This is a genomic window from Maricaulis sp., from assembly GCF_048268525.1.
Taxonomy (GTDB): Bacteria; Pseudomonadota; Alphaproteobacteria; order Caulobacterales; family Maricaulaceae; genus Maricaulis.
Genome location: NZ_JBLWVH010000012.1, coordinates 62,521 through 79,613 on the forward strand (window position 1 = coordinate 62,521; position 17,093 = coordinate 79,613).

At 62.9% G+C, this 17,093-nt stretch carries 19 protein-coding genes; 11 read left to right on the forward strand and 8 right to left on the reverse strand.

Annotated features, from left to right (window positions below):
• The first annotated feature begins 16 nt into the window (after positions 1-16).
• The 8 genes from ACN0X9_RS08035 to rplS all read left to right on the forward strand — a co-directional run bounded on the left by ACN0X9_RS08035 (position 17) and on the right by rplS (position 5,811).
• Positions 17-355, forward strand: a complete 339-nt coding sequence (locus ACN0X9_RS08035; protein WP_417487094.1) for a DUF1475 family protein — start codon at positions 17-19, stop codon at positions 353-355.
• A gap of 357 nt (positions 356-712) precedes the next feature.
• Complete coding sequence (locus tag ACN0X9_RS08040) at positions 713-898, forward strand: hypothetical protein (protein WP_417487095.1); 186 nt, start codon at positions 713-715, stop codon at positions 896-898.
• A gap of 210 nt (positions 899-1,108) precedes the next feature.
• Positions 1,109-2,674: a signal recognition particle protein gene (ffh, locus tag ACN0X9_RS08045; protein WP_417487096.1), complete on the forward strand. Its 1,566-nt coding sequence runs from the start codon at positions 1,109-1,111 to the stop codon at positions 2,672-2,674.
• Between the two features lie 37 nt (positions 2,675-2,711).
• Positions 2,712-3,170 (forward strand): 30S ribosomal protein S16, encoded by a 459-nt coding sequence (gene rpsP, locus ACN0X9_RS08050; protein ID WP_011644821.1) that lies wholly within the window; start codon positions 2,712-2,714, stop codon positions 3,168-3,170.
• A 199-nt stretch (positions 3,171-3,369) separates the two neighbouring features.
• Positions 3,370-3,915 (forward strand): ribosome maturation factor RimM, encoded by a 546-nt coding sequence (gene rimM, locus ACN0X9_RS08055; RefSeq protein WP_417487097.1) that lies wholly within the window; start codon positions 3,370-3,372, stop codon positions 3,913-3,915.
• Between the two features lie 79 nt (positions 3,916-3,994).
• Positions 3,995-4,582, forward strand: a complete 588-nt coding sequence (locus tag ACN0X9_RS08060; protein WP_417487098.1) for a hypothetical protein — start codon at positions 3,995-3,997, stop codon at positions 4,580-4,582.
• A gap of 93 nt (positions 4,583-4,675) precedes the next feature.
• The gene (trmD, locus tag ACN0X9_RS08065; RefSeq protein WP_011644823.1) at positions 4,676-5,416 is read left to right on the forward strand and encodes a tRNA (guanosine(37)-N1)-methyltransferase TrmD; all 741 of its coding nucleotides are present in this window, start codon (positions 4,676-4,678) and stop codon (positions 5,414-5,416) included.
• Positions 5,413-5,811: a 50S ribosomal protein L19 gene (rplS, locus tag ACN0X9_RS08070; protein WP_417487099.1), complete on the forward strand. Its 399-nt coding sequence runs from the start codon at positions 5,413-5,415 to the stop codon at positions 5,809-5,811. The genes trmD and rplS overlap by 4 nt, the downstream gene beginning before the upstream one ends.
• 69 nt (positions 5,812-5,880) lie before the next feature.
• Here the strand turns inward: rplS and ACN0X9_RS08075 are convergent, their stop codons facing one another.
• Complete coding sequence (locus ACN0X9_RS08075) at positions 5,881-6,441, reverse strand: hypothetical protein (RefSeq protein ID WP_417487100.1); 561 nt, start codon at positions 6,439-6,441, stop codon at positions 5,881-5,883.
• 150 nt (positions 6,442-6,591) lie between these two features.
• On the opposite strand from ACN0X9_RS08075, the gene ACN0X9_RS08080 reads away from it, so the two are divergent.
• Complete coding sequence (locus ACN0X9_RS08080) at positions 6,592-8,229, forward strand: tetratricopeptide repeat-containing sulfotransferase family protein (protein WP_417487101.1); 1,638 nt, start codon at positions 6,592-6,594, stop codon at positions 8,227-8,229.
• 7 nt (positions 8,230-8,236) lie between these two features.
• Here the strand turns inward: ACN0X9_RS08080 and ACN0X9_RS08085 are convergent, their stop codons facing one another.
• Positions 8,237-8,635 carry a metallopeptidase family protein gene (locus ACN0X9_RS08085; RefSeq protein WP_417487102.1) on the reverse strand — a complete coding sequence of 133 codons (399 nt, stop codon included), beginning with the start codon at positions 8,633-8,635 and terminating at the stop codon, positions 8,237-8,239.
• 103 nt (positions 8,636-8,738) lie between these two features.
• Between ACN0X9_RS08085 and ACN0X9_RS08090 the strand changes: the two genes are divergently transcribed.
• Together ACN0X9_RS08090 and ACN0X9_RS08095 are read left to right on the forward strand one after the other, a co-directional pair.
• A complete protein-coding gene (locus ACN0X9_RS08090; protein ID WP_417487103.1) occupies positions 8,739-10,727 on the forward strand; it encodes a DUF3857 domain-containing transglutaminase family protein in 1,989 nt (662 codons plus the stop codon).
• A 45-nt stretch (positions 10,728-10,772) separates the two neighbouring features.
• On the forward strand, positions 10,773-11,252 hold the full coding sequence (locus ACN0X9_RS08095; RefSeq protein ID WP_417487104.1) for an MmcB family DNA repair protein: 480 nt from the start codon (positions 10,773-10,775) through the stop codon (positions 11,250-11,252).
• Here the strand turns inward: ACN0X9_RS08095 and ACN0X9_RS08100 are convergent.
• The 6 genes from ACN0X9_RS08100 to ACN0X9_RS08125 all read right to left on the reverse strand — a co-directional run bounded on the left by ACN0X9_RS08100 (position 11,249) and on the right by ACN0X9_RS08125 (position 16,776).
• Entirely contained in the window at positions 11,249-11,938 is a 690-nt protein-coding gene (locus ACN0X9_RS08100; RefSeq protein ID WP_417487105.1) for a DJ-1/PfpI family protein, read from the reverse strand. The two genes, ACN0X9_RS08095 and ACN0X9_RS08100, sit on opposite strands and share 4 nt — an antisense overlap.
• 88 nt (positions 11,939-12,026) lie before the next feature.
• Positions 12,027-12,416, reverse strand: a complete 390-nt coding sequence (locus ACN0X9_RS08105; RefSeq protein ID WP_417487106.1) for a VOC family protein — start codon at positions 12,414-12,416, stop codon at positions 12,027-12,029.
• On the reverse strand, positions 12,406-13,452 hold the full coding sequence (locus ACN0X9_RS08110; protein ID WP_417487107.1) for a DUF4340 domain-containing protein: 1,047 nt from the start codon (positions 13,450-13,452) through the stop codon (positions 12,406-12,408). Before ACN0X9_RS08110 ends, ACN0X9_RS08105 begins: the two co-directional genes overlap by 11 nt.
• Positions 13,449-15,293: a GldG family protein gene (locus ACN0X9_RS08115; RefSeq protein ID WP_417487108.1), complete on the reverse strand. Its 1,845-nt coding sequence runs from the start codon at positions 15,291-15,293 to the stop codon at positions 13,449-13,451. The genes ACN0X9_RS08110 and ACN0X9_RS08115 overlap by 4 nt, the downstream gene beginning before the upstream one ends.
• Positions 15,290-16,030, reverse strand: a complete 741-nt coding sequence (locus ACN0X9_RS08120; RefSeq protein WP_417487128.1) for an ABC transporter permease — start codon at positions 16,028-16,030, stop codon at positions 15,290-15,292. The genes ACN0X9_RS08115 and ACN0X9_RS08120 overlap by 4 nt, the downstream gene beginning before the upstream one ends.
• Complete coding sequence (locus ACN0X9_RS08125; protein ID WP_417487109.1) at positions 16,030-16,776, reverse strand: ABC transporter ATP-binding protein; 747 nt, start codon at positions 16,774-16,776, stop codon at positions 16,030-16,032. The genes ACN0X9_RS08120 and ACN0X9_RS08125 overlap by 1 nt, the downstream gene beginning before the upstream one ends.
• Positions 16,777-17,093 lie beyond the last annotated feature (317 nt).

A 17,093-nucleotide genomic window follows, 5' to 3' on the forward strand; every position in this document is an offset into this window, starting at 1 on the left:
GGGCGTACCAACGCCCATGACCGCAACGATACGCCTCCTCGCCATCCTTGGCAGCACAATGCTGACCGCGTTGATTGTACTCGCTGTCCTGAATGGGGACTTCTCGGCCGCAGGCGAATGGTTGACGTCTGACCCCTGGGGCCTTGTGACACTTTTTGACCTGTATTTCGGCTTCCTGATCAGCGCGGTCCTGATTGTGGCCATCGAACGGGGCTGGCGGCAGTCGGCGTTCTGGATCCTGCCGATTTTTGTTCTTGGCAACGTTTGGGCGGCGGTCTGGTTGATCGTCCGGGCCAAGAGGATAGTGGATCTGTTCCACCAGCGTGCCGATTCTCCACAACAAGAACCGGGATGATTGTGATCCGGAGCGGTCTGCGTGACGTATCTATCCACGTCCCTCGAGCGGGCGCGGGCTCCCCCTCCAAATAGCTGCGCTCGCTCAAACTGGCGCCGGCCCCTCTGCCTGTTTGTCCCCGGCGGGCGGGCCGGCGCATCCCCTGACACGGTGGCTCTTGAAGTTCGGATTCGGGCGCCCATATTGGGGCCACAATTGAAGCATACGCAGGAACCACAGGTCGAAGCGTGTTTTGATTGTCTTAACGCTAAACCCGTTTCAACTCCGTGCGGTAGGGCTCCGTTAATGGACTCAGCCGCGTAATGACACCGCGCATTCAAGGCGCAAACAGGCAGGGCATCCCGCCCCGAGGACATCATGGCCAAGGCACAGTTCGCAATCAGCATGCTCGCAAAGACAGCCCTCCTGTGGCTGACCGCGGCGCTGATCTTTGCGTCGCTGTTCGGCGTCATGCTCTCAGCCCGCCCGGACGGTCCCAGCCTGCGCTTCTCGCAAAGCGAGACCGTGGCCGTGGCCAGCGACACATCCGCCGGCGCCCGCTAGCGCCTGACAGGCTGAAGTGAGCCCGCTTGCGGCTTGACTCTTTTCCACACGGCACGTACTAGCCCCGCTTCATCATGCAAGCGCACCGCTTGTCTTACCGGCACATCCGCCCCACGTGGTCGGGGGAGGTCGGCGAGAACCCTGCTCGGCGAAGTTTTCGCTCAGCGGGGCTGGTTTGCTTTGCGTTGATGGCGATGGATTGAGGTTTTGATGTTCGACACACTCACAGAACGACTTGGCGGCGTATTCGACAAGCTCACCGGACGCGGTGTTCTGTCGGAGAAGGATGTCGATGCGGCGCTGCGCGAGATCCGCGTCGCCCTGCTCGAAGCCGATGTCGCCCTGGACGTTGTGAAGGCCGCGACCAAACAGATCCGCGAGCGCGCCGTTGGTGAAGACGTGATCCGCGCTGTCTCGCCGGGCCAGCAAGTCATCAAGATCGTCCATGACGCGCTGGTCGACTTGCTGGGCGGCGAAGGCGAGCCGGTCGGCCTGTCGCTCGAGGGCGAACCGCCGATCGCCATCCTGATGGCCGGTCTGCAGGGCTCGGGTAAAACCACGACCTCGGCCAAGCTGGCCAAGCGCATCCAGGAAACCCAGAGAAAGAAGGTCCTGCTGGCCTCGCTCGACACCCGCCGCCCGGCGGCGATGGAGCAGTTGCAGCAGCTCGCCGGACAGATCGACGTCGCCTTCCTGCCCATCGTGCCCAACCAACGCGCCGTCGACATCGCAAAACGCGCCATGAATGCCGGTCGCCTGCAGGGCTTTGACGTCGTCATCCTCGATACCGCCGGTCGCACCTCGATCGATGAAGAGATGATGGCCGAGGCGCATGATATCGCCCGTGTCACCAATCCGCGTGAGACCCTGCTGGTCGCCGACGCCCTGACCGGTCAGGACGCCGTCGAGACCGCCCGTCGCTTCCATGACCGCCTGCCGCTGACCGGCCTGGTCCTGACCCGGATGGATGGTGATGGCCGTGGCGGCGCCGCGCTTTCGATGCGCCTTGTCACCGGTCTGCCGATCAAATTCCTCGGTGTCTCGGAAAAGCCTGACGGGCTCGACGCCTTCGACGCCAAGCGCGTCGCCGGCCGTATCTTGGGTCGCGGTGACATCATCTCGCTGGTCGAGAAGGCCGCGCAGAATGTCGACGAGGAAAAAGCCGCCCGCATGGCCAAGAAGATGGCCAAGGGCAAATTCGATCTCGACGATTTGCGCGAACAGTTCAGCCAGCTCAAGACCATGGGCGGGCTTGGCGGCATCATGGGCATGCTGCCGGGCATGAACAAGAAGATGCAGGCCCAGGCGGCCGCTGCCGGCATGGACGACAAGATGCTGACCCGCCAGGAAGCCATCATCCTGTCGATGACCAAGCAGGAACGCGCCAAGCCGGAAATCCTGAAAGCCAGCCGCAAGAAGCGCATCGCCGCCGGTTCCGGCGTTCAGGTTGCCGACGTGAACAAGCTGATCAAGATGCACCGCCAGATGGCCGACATGATGAAGAAGGCTGCCAAGGGCGGCCGCGGCGGTCTGGCCGGCATGATGGGCGGAATGGGCGGCGGCATGCCACCAGGCATGGGCGGCCAGATGGGCGGTATGAACCCCGCCGATATGGGCCGCGCCACACAGGACCTGCTGGGCGGCAAGGCGCCATCCGGCTCGCAACTGCCGGGTCTGGGAAATTCAAACACCAGCAAACCTGCGAGCCTGCCGGGACTGGGTGGCGGCATGCCCCTCGGTCCGGACGGGCTGCCCCTGGGTTTGCCGAAGAAATAGTCACGTTATTCAAAGATCAAACTGAAGGAATACCCCTATGTCTCTGAAAATCCGTCTCGCCCGTGGTGGCGCCAAGAAGCGTCCTTACTACCGCATCGTCGTTGCCGACAGCCGTTCGCCGCGCGATGGCCGCTTCATCGAAAAGATCGGTTCCTACAACCCGATGCTGCCGAAAGACGGTCAGCGCGTCGAGCTGGACATGGAAAAGGTGAAGGCCTGGATCGCCAAGGGCGCCAAGCCGACCGATCGCGTCGGCCGCTTCATCCACCAGATCGAGGCTGACGCCTGGAAATGGGAAGCCAGCAACAACCCGCAAAAGGCCGAGCCGGGCCAGAAAGCCAAGGAACTCGCTGCCGAGAAGGCCGAGAAGGAAGCTGACCGCAAGGCTGCCGAAGAAGAAGCCAAGGCCGCCGCTGCCGCCCCGGCTGCTGAAGAAGCACCTGCCGAAGAGGCCCCGGCCGCTGAAGCTGCTGCCGAAGAAGAAAAGTCCGAGTAGGACCCTTTCTCCTGACACGCTGGGTGGACGGTCCTTCCCCTTGATGGGGAAGGTGTCCGCGCAGCGGACGGAAGGGGTGAAACGCGAAGCGTGAATTCGCCGGGCGTTTCACCCACTCCGACCCCTCCTTCGCCCAGGCTACGGAGGGCCCACCTCGCCCATCGAGGGCGAGGACCTTATCCCTCTCAGGATACACATCATGACCGAGCCCACCGACGATCTCGTCTTTATTGCCGCCATCGCCGGTGCCCACGGTGTCCGTGGCGAGTGCAAGGTCAAGAGCTTCGCCGGCAATCCGGCTGACGCCTTCAAATATGGCGCCTTCCTGGACATTGACGGCAAGACCATACTGACCCCCAAGGCCGCGCGTCCGGTCAAGGACGGTTTCGTCGTTCGCTTTGCCGAACCGCTCGACCGCGACAAGGCCCAGGCCCTGAAGGGCACCAAGCTCCACGTCCTCCGTTCGGCCCTGCCGAAACTGGAAGAGGACGAGTTCTACCATTCCGACCTGCTCGGCCTGAAAGTCCAGGGCCTCGACGGCGCCACGATGGGCACACTCAAGGCCGTCCATGATTTCGGCTCCGGCGACCTCTTGGAAATCACCGGCACGCCTGACCGAAACGGCAGCTGGATGCTCCCCTTCACCCGCGAATTCGTTCCGCATGTCTCGATTGCCGACGGTGTGGTGACGATCGACCCGCCGGAAGATATCGGCTCAAAGGCCGAGGAAGAGGCGGGCGCTTAGCGTCCGGTCACAACTTCCGCTTTTCCTGCCCGATGCTTCACTTTAGGCTCCCCCGGCTACACGCTCGGTGAGGATGGTGATGGTTGGATTGTTCATGGTGCTGATAGCCCTCGATGGCGCCGCCGCCCCGGTTGCAACTGAAAACGTGACCTGCGCCATCCATCTCTATGTGGACGATGATCATGTCCGGCAATCTGAAGCGACCTGCCCTGAGGATGTGCCACAAAGGGAAGCCATGCAGCGCAATGCGGACGCTTTTGTCATCACCTTGCTCGACCACACCCCAACCATGTTCCTGCCAGTAGAGCGCGAACTCAGTTTCGACTGGCAAGGGGGGGAATGGCAGCGGGACCGGACCTATTTGCGGCGTCGTGCCATACACTATCCAAGCAGTGGCTATGAACGCAGCCTGGCGGCCGTTTGCCGCGCCACGACCATGGTTGATCGTTCGGGTGAGCCGCACGGCATAGAGGTGGAGTGCGCCACATCCCGCCGCCGCGACACTGGCGAGTATTTCGGGGGCAATGCGTTTGAACGCGAGGTTCGCACGGCTCTCGAGGCGTGGAGATTCGAGCCCTGGCCACAATCGACCGAGCAGGTCGCTTGTTTCGAATGGCATATGGGCGAGCGCGCACCGCTCGAAGCGGTCGACCCGCGGCCGTGTTAGACTGTCCGCCGCGGGAACGGCGTTTCCCACCCCGGTGAACCTGACTGCATCCCCCCTCCCCAACGCCCCCCATCCCTGCTACACCCGCGCGCCATGACTGACGCCACCAGCCCTTCCCTGCCTTGGACCGCGACCGCGCTCACCCTCTTCCCGGATGCCTTTCCGGGACCGCTGGGTGTTTCGCTGATTGCAACAGCTGCGAATCATGGGTTGTGGGCGCTTGAAACTGTGGACATCCGGGATTTTTCCCGTCATAAGCACCGCTCCGTGGACGACACCCCGGCCGGCGGAGGCGCTGGTATGGTGCTCAGGCCGGATGTCGCGACGGAGGCGATTGATGCGGTGCAGTCTCGCTGGCAAGGCGGGAAACGACCGTTGATCTATTTGACGCCGCGCGGAAAGCCGCTTGCCCAGACCCGGGTTCGGGAGTGGGCGAAGGGTCCGGGCGTTGTCGTGTTTTGCGGACGCTTCGAAGGCCTCGACCAGAGGGTGATCGAAAGCCGCGAGATGGAAGAGGTCAGTGTTGGCGATGCCGTGCTGGCCGGGGGCGAAGCGCCCGCGCAGGTTCTCATAGAGGCCTGTGTGCGATTGCTCCCCGGCGTGTTGGGCGACCCGATGTCGACCGAAGACGAGAGTTTCGAGGGTGATCTCCTCGAATATCCTCACTACACGCGACCGCGCGTGTTCGAGGATCGGGAGATCCCGGAAGTACTGCTGTCGGGACACCATGGCCGGGTCGAGGCCTGGCGCCGGGAGCAGGCGGAAAAAATTACGAAGGCGCGTCGCCCCGACCTCTGGACGAGGTACAAGGCCCGCAAGGAGAATGCACGATGAACATGATCGAGCAGCTTGAACAAGAAGAAGCCGCCCGCGTCCTGGGTGAAAAGACAATTCCGGATTTCAGCGCCGGCGATACGCTGCGCGTCCATGTTCGCATCAAGGAAGGCGAACGTGAGCGGATCCAGGTCTTCGAAGGCGTCTGCATCGCCCGCAATGGCGGTGGCCTGAACGAGAGCTACACCGTCCGCAAGATCTCCTTCGGTGAAGGCGTCGAGCGCGTTTTCCCGCTCTACTCGCCGAATGTCGAGCAGATCGAGATCAAGCGCAAAGGTAAAGTCCGTCGCGCCAAGCTCTACTATCTGCGCGATCGTCGCGGCAAGTCGGCCCGTATCGCCGAGCGCGTCAGCGGTCGTGGCATTGAAAAGCGCGAGCCGAAGAAGAAGGGCTAGTCCCACTCTCTTCGCGACAGCGACACGAAAAACCCCGTCAGCCTGGCTGGCGGGGTTTTTTCTGTGCGTTCATTCAGGGCACTGTGCGGCGAGGCGATCGGCGACAACCGAGCGGGCACTTGCGATTGTCGACCTGGCCGCGGCAAAGTCCGTCTCCGGGTCATTGTTGTAGTCCATCATCCGATGCGCATAGTCGCGGCCCTCACTGCGATCCTGGATGATGAAACGAACCTCCTGCAGCGCGGTCCGCCTGTGTTCATACTCGCCCGTTACCTCAATCGAGGCCTGATGAAGGGCGCAGAAAATTGACCAGCTGGTATCGTCCGGGTTGCACACGCGGTCATCGGCCCGGTCCCAGACGGCTTCACTGTCCAGAATGGCAAAGGCACGGTCGAGAATCTCCAGATCGAGCCGGGAGACCGGTCGTTCTCGCGCGCCAAGCAGCGCCATGGTCTCGGCCATCAAAGCACGCTGCCGGTCATCCCGTTCGTCTGGCGGAACCGAGGCGTAAACCTGCATTCCTGCCTGAATGGTCGCAAGCTCAGAGGCGATGGCTCTTTCGATCTCGACAAGACAGGCAGAAGGCGCTGCCGCCCCCAGCGTTGCAGCGGCGAAAAGACTGGTCAGCATGGCACCCTCTCTTGTTATACCCGAAACAGTTTAGGGGCCCTGTCGGCCTCGACAAGCGCCGATGGCGCGGACCTGTCCTGGCCCCACGTGTCGCTGTGACTGGCTTGCGCGGCATTTCTGTGCCCGAATACCCGCCGACCCGACCGTTGCATGAATGACAGGATCGCCACCGAGATGTCGATGACGCCGCAAGAAGCCTTTGCCCGTTCCCAATCTGGTTTTGCCGCCTATCGCGAACATCGGTTTGTCGATGCAGAATCGGTGGCCGATGCCATTCTTGCGGCCCTGCCGAAAGACCCGAACGGGCTCTACCTCAAAGCCATCTGCCGACGCGCGCGGCAGGACCCAACCGCAGCGCTTTTGTGGGTCGAACAAGCCTGCAAGGCCGCCCCCGGGCAATTGGGGTTTGAACTCGCGGCCGCACAGATTCTTGGAGACCTGAAGGATTTCGATCTCGCGCGGGCTCGGTTTGAAGCCATTTCAGAGGCGTTTCCAGACGCCGCCGACCCCTATCTGATGCGCGGCCTCATGGAGCGTCAGGTCAACGACCTCGACGCCGCCCGCCTGGCCTATGAGCGTGCGATGGAACTGCGCGACGGAGACATCGAGGCACGGCGGGGATTGGCCTGGGTGTGCGAAAACCAGCGCGACTGGGCCGAGGCCCGGGTACATGCCGAGGCAGTGCTCGCCGTAGAGCCGACCGACCCGACAGCCCTGTCTGCCCGTTCCGGCGCTGACCTGGCGGAAGGAAATCCGGTGGCTGCCCGCGCATTGATCGAGGAACAATTCGACGCGAGCCGGTCGACGCCGTCCAACAATGCATCGGTCTGGCGGCGCCTCGGCGACGCCTGTGAAGCCATGAACGATCACGAGGCCGCGCTGGAGGCCTGGGTGACCGGATACGGGGCGCTGCGCGAGCATCTGGCTCCCGGTGGACAGTTTCTCGACGAGATGCACGGGCTGGACAGCCTGAAGCGCCTCAAGGCAGCCTATGGCGAACTCTCACCTCCCGGGACGGCATTGGGCAATGAGGGGCGGGGTCCGATCTTTCTGGTTGGCTTTCCGCGTTCAGGCACGACCTTGCTGGAACAGATCCTGGCCAGCCACTCCGCCATCTCATCGAGTGATGAAGCTGCGTTGTTGCAACCCATCCTTGATGAGGCCGGCGATTCGACGGATTCGCTACGGCGGTTCTTCACAGCCCTGCCTCGCGAGCGCGCCCGCCTCCAATCGGAATACTGGCAACGTGTCGACGGGCTGGCCGCACCGGAAAGCCCGGTGTTTATCGACAAATTGCCACTGAACCTGCCATGGCTCGGCGTGATCGGGCAGGTTTTCCCCAATGCCCAGATTATCCTGGCCCTGCGGGATCCGCGCGATGCCATTGTCTCGACATTCAAACGGCTGTTCCGCCTGAACACGGCGATGCTGCGCACCTATAGTCTGGCCGATACTGTTGCCCTCTACGATGCCGCAATGGCTGCTGCCGATGCCGGCCGCCGGATAGCGCCGGACCTGCGGGTGACCGAGGTTCGTTACGAAGACCTCGTGATCGACATGAAGGATGAGGTCGCCCGCATCCTGCTGGCGCTTGGCCTGGAATGGGAAAGCGAGATGGCCGACTATCGCGAGCGGCTTTCGCCGAGCCTTTCAACACCCTCGGCCCCCCAGGTTGAACAGGCCATTCACGACCGTGCCGTCGGAGCCTGGCGCCATCATGGCAAGGCGTTAGCACCCTATGACAGCCAGATAGCGCCATGGTTGGAGCGATGGAATTACCGAGCCTGATCCGGTTTCAGTCCATGGCCTCAATACGGTGCATGTCTTCATCGGACAGGCCGAAATGATGGCCGATTTCATGCACCAGGACGTGGGTGACAAGCTCGTCCAGCGTGATGGCGCCTTGCGCGGCCCATTCATCCAGGATCGGGCGCCGGAACAGGACGACCCGGTCCGGCGCGGGCGTCGGATCAGCGACTGTCTTGCGAGTCAGGTCCACGCCGATATAGACCCCGGTGAGGTCAAACGGATCGTCGAGGCCAACCGCGGCGAGCGTTTCCGGGTCCGCAAAATCGGTGATAAATATCTCGAGCCCCGCACACAGCTGACGCATCTCTGCGGGTAGCTCCGCAAACGCGCGGGTGGCGATGGCTTCCATTTCATCAAGGCCTGGCGCGATCCGGTCAGCCGCCATGGGAATGCCCCTCCATGTCTGGAGTTCAGTGTGAACGCACGCACCTGGCTTGCACAGGCTGTCAGTCAGCCTAATCTGCGCTCGTTCTTGAAAGGGGTTGACCATGTTGCGTTGCGTTCTGCTCGGTTGTGTCCTGGCATCAATGGTGCCGTCATTGGCGCTGACACAGCCGGATTTGCCTACGATCGCAGCACCCGTGCCGGCGGAAGCCGTTTTTGGCGCCCCTCCGAATTTCGTCGAGGACGTAACGCCACAGGATCCGGAAAATGCTGTGTTCGACAGCTTTGGCGGGGTGCGATATCTGCTGATTGACGACCAGCATGACGCCCGTGGTGATGAGCCGGCACTGTATGTCCGCCGCGTGCGTGAGGCTTCGAACGCTTCTGCCATCGAGTCACTGGCCAGTTTCGAAGTCAGTTTTGATCCGTCCTACGAGCATGTGGTCTTTCACCATATAAGACTGACACGCGATGGTGAGACACTTGACCGGCAACCGCGCACCCAAATCGAATTCGCGCGCCACGAATCCAATCGCGATCGCCAGATGCTCAATGGCGAAGTCACCGCACTGGCCCGCATCGACGACGTTCGCGTCGGCGATACTGTCGACTACGCCTATACGGTCTACGGCCTGAACCCGTCCTATGGCGGCCGCGATTTCCGTCGCTTCGGTCTGAACTGGGGCGTCCCCGTCGAGCGCCGCTCCATCCGGTCTATATGGCCACGTGGGGAGGCTCGCTTTTTCGATACGACGCCCGGTGAAGCCGACATCGAGCACCTTCGTAGACGGAATCATGAAGAATTTCGCCTGGCCCCGACGCCTCGTGCCGCAATCAGTTTCGAACGCGGTACGCCCAACCGGGTTTCACAATACCCGATGCTACGGATTTCCAGCTTCTCCGACTGGCCCGACGTCGCGGCCTGGGGAACTCCATTATTCACCCTGGACCCGTCAACTCCCGTCCAGACGCTGGCGGGCGAGATCGCGGCGGCCCATGACACGCCGGAGGCCAGATTGATGGCGGCCCTGCGCTTTGTTCAGGATGACGTTCGCTATCTGGCACTGACATACGGCGAAGGCTCCTATATTCCGGCCGCTCCGTCCGATACGCTGGAGAGCCGCTATGGCGACTGCAAGGCGAAGACCGCCCTGTTGGTAGAACTGGCGCGCGCACTCGATTTTGAAGCCGATCCGGCACTGGTCAATCTCGGCGCTGGCCGTGGATTGGACCAGCGGGAACCCTCACCGGGAGCGTTCAACCACGTCATCGTGCGCTTGCGCCATGACGGCGAAACTCTCTGGCTCGACCCGACCCGGTCTTACCAAGGCGGGACGCTTGATATCGTCGACCAAGCGGATTACGGCTTCGCCTTGCCTCTCGATGGTAGCCACGAAGGCCTGGTCAGCATGGCCAGTGCCACAACGCAGTCGGACGCCACCTTGGACATCCACGAGACACTGGACCTTTCCGGTGGTCGCGATGCGCCGGCGCTCTTGACGGTCGAGACGGTTCTGAGCGGACCGAATGCAGATCGATATCGTGCGCGGATCGCGCGGGACGGGCTGTCGGGTCTCCAGCGGGACTATCTCGATTTCTACAACCAGACCTTCGGGGCGGCCGACTTCGTCGAGCCCATCGATGTTGTCGATGATATCGACGCCAACCGCCTGACAATTCGGGAGAAGGTCGAGCTGATCGCACCCTTTGAGGACGGCGACCGGCCGGAAGCCTACTCGATCCGGTTTCGGGCCCACGCCATCAGCGGCGTGATCGAAAGCAATGCAGAGCGTCGGCGCGAGACTCCGCTGAACGTCTATCACCCCACCCATGCCCGTCATGTGGTCGACCTCATCCTCACCAATGGCGGCGAGGGCTGGACCCTGGAGGACGAACAGACCGAAATCGACAATGCGGCCTTCCGCTACGATTACGCCAGCACACACATGGGGCCGGTCTACCGGATGGAATTCGAGCTTCGCAGCCTCGCCCATGATGTACCGCCGGATACCGCACTGGAAGTTCTGCGCGATCACCGTACCATGTTGAACAGCGCTTATTACGGGTTCGATCTCACCGATTCCGACGGGTAGGCGTGCGCGCTTGTCGCGTGAACAAAAATGGAACAGAATGACGGGATGGATCTTGAACCCGTCGCCTCAGCCGCCAATCCGGACATTGACGACGCGCAAGCACTGATGCGCGGCGCGGCGCGCCTGCTCTGGCACATGGGTTACAGCGCAATCCCCGAATTCATTCTGCCTGACGGGCGCCGCGCCGATCTTGCAGCGCTTGGCCGAAAGGGCGAGATCACCATTGTCGAGATCAAGTCCGGCATTGCCGACTTCCGGGCCGACAGCAAATGGACCAATTACGCAGGCTATTGCGACCGCCTGTATTTCGCCGTCTCCGAGCGCTTCCCCAGTGAAGTCATTCCGCCCGACGCCGGTTTGATCATAGCGGACGGGTTTGGTGGCGCGATCATTCGCGAGAGCCCGGCCCTCACCCTCGCCCCCGCGCGGCGCAAAGCCCTTACGTTGCGGTTCGCGCGAGCAGCAGCCGACCGGCTCATGCGACCGGGCGAGCCTGGCAGCGACGCAATCCCCGGCCGCAACTAGCCCGACTGGGTTGAAACCACCCGGTCGACCACTTTGAGAAATGCATCCCAACGGGGCGCGAACCGGGCTTCCACCGCATCGAGAATAGCCCCCGGCGCCTTGGTCGGAGACCCGCATTGAACGGGCGGCTGCGGGTCGTATTCGAGCCCCAGCTGGATGGCTTGAGCGAGTCCCTCACCGTGGGTTTCCCGAATGATGGTCAGGGCAAAATCGATCCCGGCCGTCACGCCACCTCCGGTAAAAACCGACCCGTCCCGCACGACTCGCGCCTGGACTGGCAGCGCTCCAAACCGCGTCAGGGCGTCGTGGTAGCGCCAATGTGTCGTGGCTCTGACGCCCCGGAGAAGCCCCGCCGCCCCAAGCACAAAGGCACCCGTACAAACCGAGGTGACATACTGCGCGCCGACCGCCTGCTCGCGCAGGAATTCCAGTGTTTGCGCATCTTCCATGGCCTGATCAACGCCCCATCCGCCTGGTACGCAGATCAGATCAAGCTGCGGACAGTCAGCGAATGCGGTATCGGCGAGGATAAAGGGGCCGCAATCGGTCCGGATTGGTCCGGCCTGACGGGCAACGAGATGAACACTGACCCCGGGAATACGGTTGAGAACCTGCAAGGGTCCGGTGAAGTCGAGTTGAGTCAGGTCGTCAAAAAGCAGAAACCCGATGCGGCGCAGTCGAGGCATGTTTTCTCTCCAGTCCCAGCCCGGCGACGCTATCGGGCAAGCGGCGATGGAAACATGACAAATGCCGGGCAAATCCGGTCAGCCGGCTTCAGTCGGTAGTCCCAGTATCCGGCTTGACCCGCCAGGGTGGGTCGATGCGATTGCTGCCGGCATGGTAGAGTTTGATCCTGTGCCCATCCGGGTCCAGCAGGATCGCCTCACGCCAGAGCCAGCTCTCATCCCGGGGTTCCGTCTCGAACCGGAAGCCTGCCGTCTGCAGCCGCGAAACTTCAGCGTCGACATCATCGGCTTCCAGATAGATGACAGCGCCCGGGCTAACCGCCGTGTCGACATGCAGCGAGAAGGTCGTGTCACCTTGCGGGGCAAGGAAGCGGCAATAGTGCGGACTGTCGACCAACAGGCGAAATCCCAAACGCTCATAGAAGGCCTTCGATCGGGCGATTTCGGCAACGGGTATGGTGATCTGGTTAAGGCGCATCGGTGGAGACCTCTCCAGGGTCTGCGATCCGGTCGAGCGGTCGGATCAGGCGGTCTATGGTCAGATCCGACATCAAATACGCCCACCCATTCGCGGTCGCGTTGACCGCCGCCGCTTCCGCCTGCGCATCATCGGTCAGCGGCGTCGCGGTGATCAGGGCCCAACGCGTCTCGCCAAGGGCCTTCACATCGATGCGGACGCGCAATCCGGTGAAAGTCTCGGCCGTATGATGGGCCACGAACTCTCCGCCCAAGCGGTCGGCCGCGCGGACATCCCGAAACCGGACCCTGCCAAGTGTCGCCGCCGGCCCGTTGCCAGCCGCCGCAGTTATCGATTGCCAGCCAGCCGGTCGGCGCAATGAAAAGTTCCGCGAGGAAGACGCAGCTCGCTCCAGGCGATAGGCTGGGCCGGTTTCCGGCTGGATGTCGACCCTGGCAATATCGCTGGTGCCCAAGGCCAGAAAGTCCAGATCAAGCCAGCTATCTGCAGGCAGCAGGTCGAGCGCGCGTGCGGCGCCATCACCGGACAGAGCCGCATAGGCACGCGACCGACCCGGACGCCGGACATAGACAAGCGGGTCACGCACCTCGCCGAGGATCAGCTCGGCCCGGATATCACCGGCGTCGTCCCGCACCTCGATCAGCGTCCCGCCATCCACGTCTCCCGGTTCGGCCAGTCCCAGACGACCGAGACGCTGCGGGTTATCTGTACGCGCACCTTCGAACACCAGTGAGGCCAGATAAGCATCCAGGGCGGCAAGGCGTTCCGGTCTGACCGGGTAACCATCGCGGCTGGGCATCCGCCAGACACCATCGGTCTCAACCAGAGTGAAGCCTTCATCGCCCACGATCTCGATCTCGCGGGCCGAGGCGACCGCGCTGGACCAATCCGGGAGGACGGGGCCGCTGACTTCGGGGCGCCAAACGGCGCGTGCGTCAGCCAGGGCAGACAGCACCGCGGCGAGCGACAGCATGACAGCGCTTCCTGCGACCACGGCAAGCTGGAACCGGCGGCGGGCGTCCGTGACAGTACTCATCCGCGCCTCCGTCGCCGGCGAACGATCGACCCTGCAACTCCGAACAGGATCACCAGTGCCGGCGGCACGCCGATCGTCCAGAATTGCAGGTCGGCATTCAGGGCATCAATGTCCCGGCGGAAATCGCGTTCGATGTCGCGCAATTGTGTCCGGGTCCGTGAAATCTGCTCGCGCAAGCGGATTGCCTCGTCACGATCATCCTGACGGGAACCGGAGACCAGCGCCGATGCCTGTCCGGATCCGAGCAGCGCATCGAGCCGGGCCTCGGCCTCGGCGATTTCACTCTCGAGCCGGTCCTGGGTCTCGATATACCGCGCCTCGGCATCCGCCCGCAGGACTTCGACCCGGGTCATCGGCCGGAAGGATGGAGCCCGCGAGCGCAAATTGACCAATGCCGGGTCTCCGGCCGCCATGTCGGTCAGATTGAGCGCCAGCGTCATGTTGTCGGCAACGAACAGGCTGCCGGCTCCCGGGTCGTTGCGGACGTAGTAGCTGTCATCGAGCCAGTCGACGTCCGCGACCACGACAAGGTCGACAGGATCCGCGGAATTCTGCCGGTGCTGACCTGGATTGAAGGTGATATCGCCCGCCGGAGGTCCGGCAGGGAAGGCCGTTTCGATCTGCCCGGTGATCCTGACGGCCAAAATCGGCGGTTCCGTCGCCGTCCTGTAATCCTGCAAAAGAGCGTCGGGTCCTGGCGCACCGGCGGCGATGTCGGCGTCGAGCAGCGCACCGTCCGGGGATGTCGCCAGAAGCGGCGTGATCGCCGCATCGGGCAGTCCGGCGGCGACCAGCGCACCAGGCGAGCCGAAATTGAGACCGAGATCGAGGGTGGCGGTGGCCAGGTCTGTCTGACTGATCTGCCCCGGGCCCAGAGAAAACCAGAGCGGATAGGCCCGGCGTCGGGCTCGTCCATCGGCTTCAACGATTTCGACCGGAAGTCCGAGCTGCCTGTCCATGCTGACCGTCTCGCGGTCATATTCGACCCCCCAGCGCGCAAGCAGCGGACCCAGATCGGAAGCGCGACGCGCGTTGAGCGGTGGCAGCCCGTCCGGCCCCGGTCGCAGCGCGACGTGCGCCAACGGATCGATAAAAGCCAGGATGCGGCCACGCGCCAGCGCGAACTGGTCAATCAGATAGTATTGCGCTTCGGTGAGCTCACCCGGGTGCAGGATGAGCAGAGCTGCAACATCCGGGATCGCGTTGAAATCACGGTCCAGCCAAGTCAGGTCATAGGCTGCGTTCAGCTCGGCGACAAACGTGTTCGGCGCACCATCGTCCGGGCTTAGGGGCAGGCTGGTCAGTACGGCCAGGCGAGGGCGTTGCGGACGCTCGATGTCGATGATTAATCGGGTGAGGTCATACTCCAGGCGGGCCTCCGCCTCTTCCCGGAAGAGGGGAATGACCGACTGGTCGTCCACCGAATTGAGGGCGACCAGACCGAAGAAGAGGCGATCACCCCCCTCCGTCGGCATCGCGGTCAGTCCCGCAGCGATGGCCGCATCCTCGTCCTCCGAAAAGGGTTCCGGATCAATCTCGATGACCCGGATGCGACCTCCCGACCGGTCGGCATAGGCATCAAGGAACTGCCGTACCCGCGTCGCATACGCCCGGATGGCAGGATATTGCGCCGCGTCGGCACGCGAGTAATAGAAGCGCCACTCAACAGGTTCGTCGAGCCGGTCCATCACCGACACAGTGCCTGGCGAAAGCCGATAGAGACCGTCCTGGGTCAGGTCGAGACGGACGCCGCCAAGCCAGCGTCCAGCCAGTTCGTTGCCGGCCAGGAAAACAAGCAGGAGGCTGATGATCATCAGCGGCAGGTAGAAGGTGCGCTTCATCGTCCGCCCCCGCGCCGCTCAGCGACAAGCACTCCGGCAATCGACAAGGACAGCACGATCAACCCGGCAAAATACACCAGATCCGCAGCACCGATCACACCATTTCGAAGGGCATCAAAATGCTCGAATGCACTCAATCCGGCGATGAACTCGGAAACCGCCGCCGGCGCACCCTGGCCGAGCGCTGCCAGCACGAAGGGATGACCTGCCATGGTCAGAAGGAAGGCCGCTCCGGCGCCCAGAACAAAGGCAACCACCTGGTTGGAGGTGGTCGCCGACAGCGCCTGGCCCACCGCCAGATATCCCCCGGCCATGAGCCATGCGCCCAGATAACCGGTCGCAATGGCGGCGTTGTCCGGGTCGCCAAGATAGTTCACCGCAACCCACATCGGGAAGGTCAGGGCGAGCGCGAGCGCGGCCATGGTCCAGGCTGCCAGGAATTTGCCACTGGTCGAGGCCCAGAGCGGAATCGGCAACGCCATCAGGAATTCCAGCGTACCGCGATCCCGTTCCTCGGCCCAGGCTCGCATGGCCAGGGCCGGCATCAGGACAACAAAGAGCCAGGGAAGATAGTCGAACATCGGTGCCAGGTCGGCCCGGTTGGTGTCGAAAAAGCGCCCGACATGAAAGGCAAAGGCCGGCGCGGCACAGGCGAATACTGCCAGGAAGACATAAGCCAGCGGCGTCTGGAAATAGGCGCTGACCTCTCGTCGATAGACCGCCATCAGAGAATGGATCACGCTGCCCCTCCGACGGCCAGAGAGTTCGGGGCGGCGCGGGTCAAATGGCGGAATGCTGCCTCGACGGTCTTTTCAGACGCTGTGGCGGCCAGGGCGTTCGGCGTGCCGTCAAACAGGATCTTGCCCTGATCGATGACAATCGCCCGGGAGCAGACCGCGGGCACTTCTTCAAGAATGTGGGTGGAAATGATGATCGCTTTTTCCGGGGCCATGTCCCGTATCAGCTGACGCACCCCATCTTTCTGGTTCGGGTCGAGCCCGTCGGTCGGTTCGTCGAGGATCAACACGGCCGGATCATGAGCGATCGCTGCAGCAAGGGCGGCGCGACGCTTGTATCCCTTGGACAGCGTCCCGATCGGCTGATCCGCCATTGACCCGAGATTGGCGCGCTCAAGAGCCAGGGCGGTCGCGCGCCCAAGGGCAGACCCGGAGAATCCGCGCGCCCGCAATCCGAACATGACGAAGCTTCGCGGCGTCATCGCCGGATAGGACGGCGCGCCCTCCGGCAAATAGCCAAGCCGCGACTGCGCTTCCAGGCGCTGGGCCGTGCAGTCATAGCCTGCTATCGATGCGGTGCCTCCGTCGGGCTCGAGCCCGCCGGCCAGCATGCGCATGGTCGTGGTCTTGCCCGCACCGTTCGGTCCGAGAAAGCCGAGTACTTCGCCACGCTCCAGCGTGAAGCTCACACCCTGGACCGCGCGGAAGGACCCGAAATCCTTGATGAGTTGATCGGCAACCAGCATGTTTCGCAGGGCTCATGATCTGACTGACCTAGCGTTACCGCGACACGGCGCGCTTGGCCAGAGGCAAGGCAAGTTGTCTAATTCATGAGAGGAATTTGGGTGTCGACCGGACCGCAGCCTCTTGACCCGGGGGGCTGGGGGGGCTGTCTAAAACCAGGCTCGGAGGCGTTGTTGCGACCGGCCGACACGTGCGACGGTGGTGGCTCCGTATGGCCGGAACGCGCCCGGAATGTGGCGACTTTGCGGCACTGCGTGAAATGTTTGTAAGCTGGACAGACTGATTCAACTGGCGGGAGAATTCCGGGTGCACACAGTAT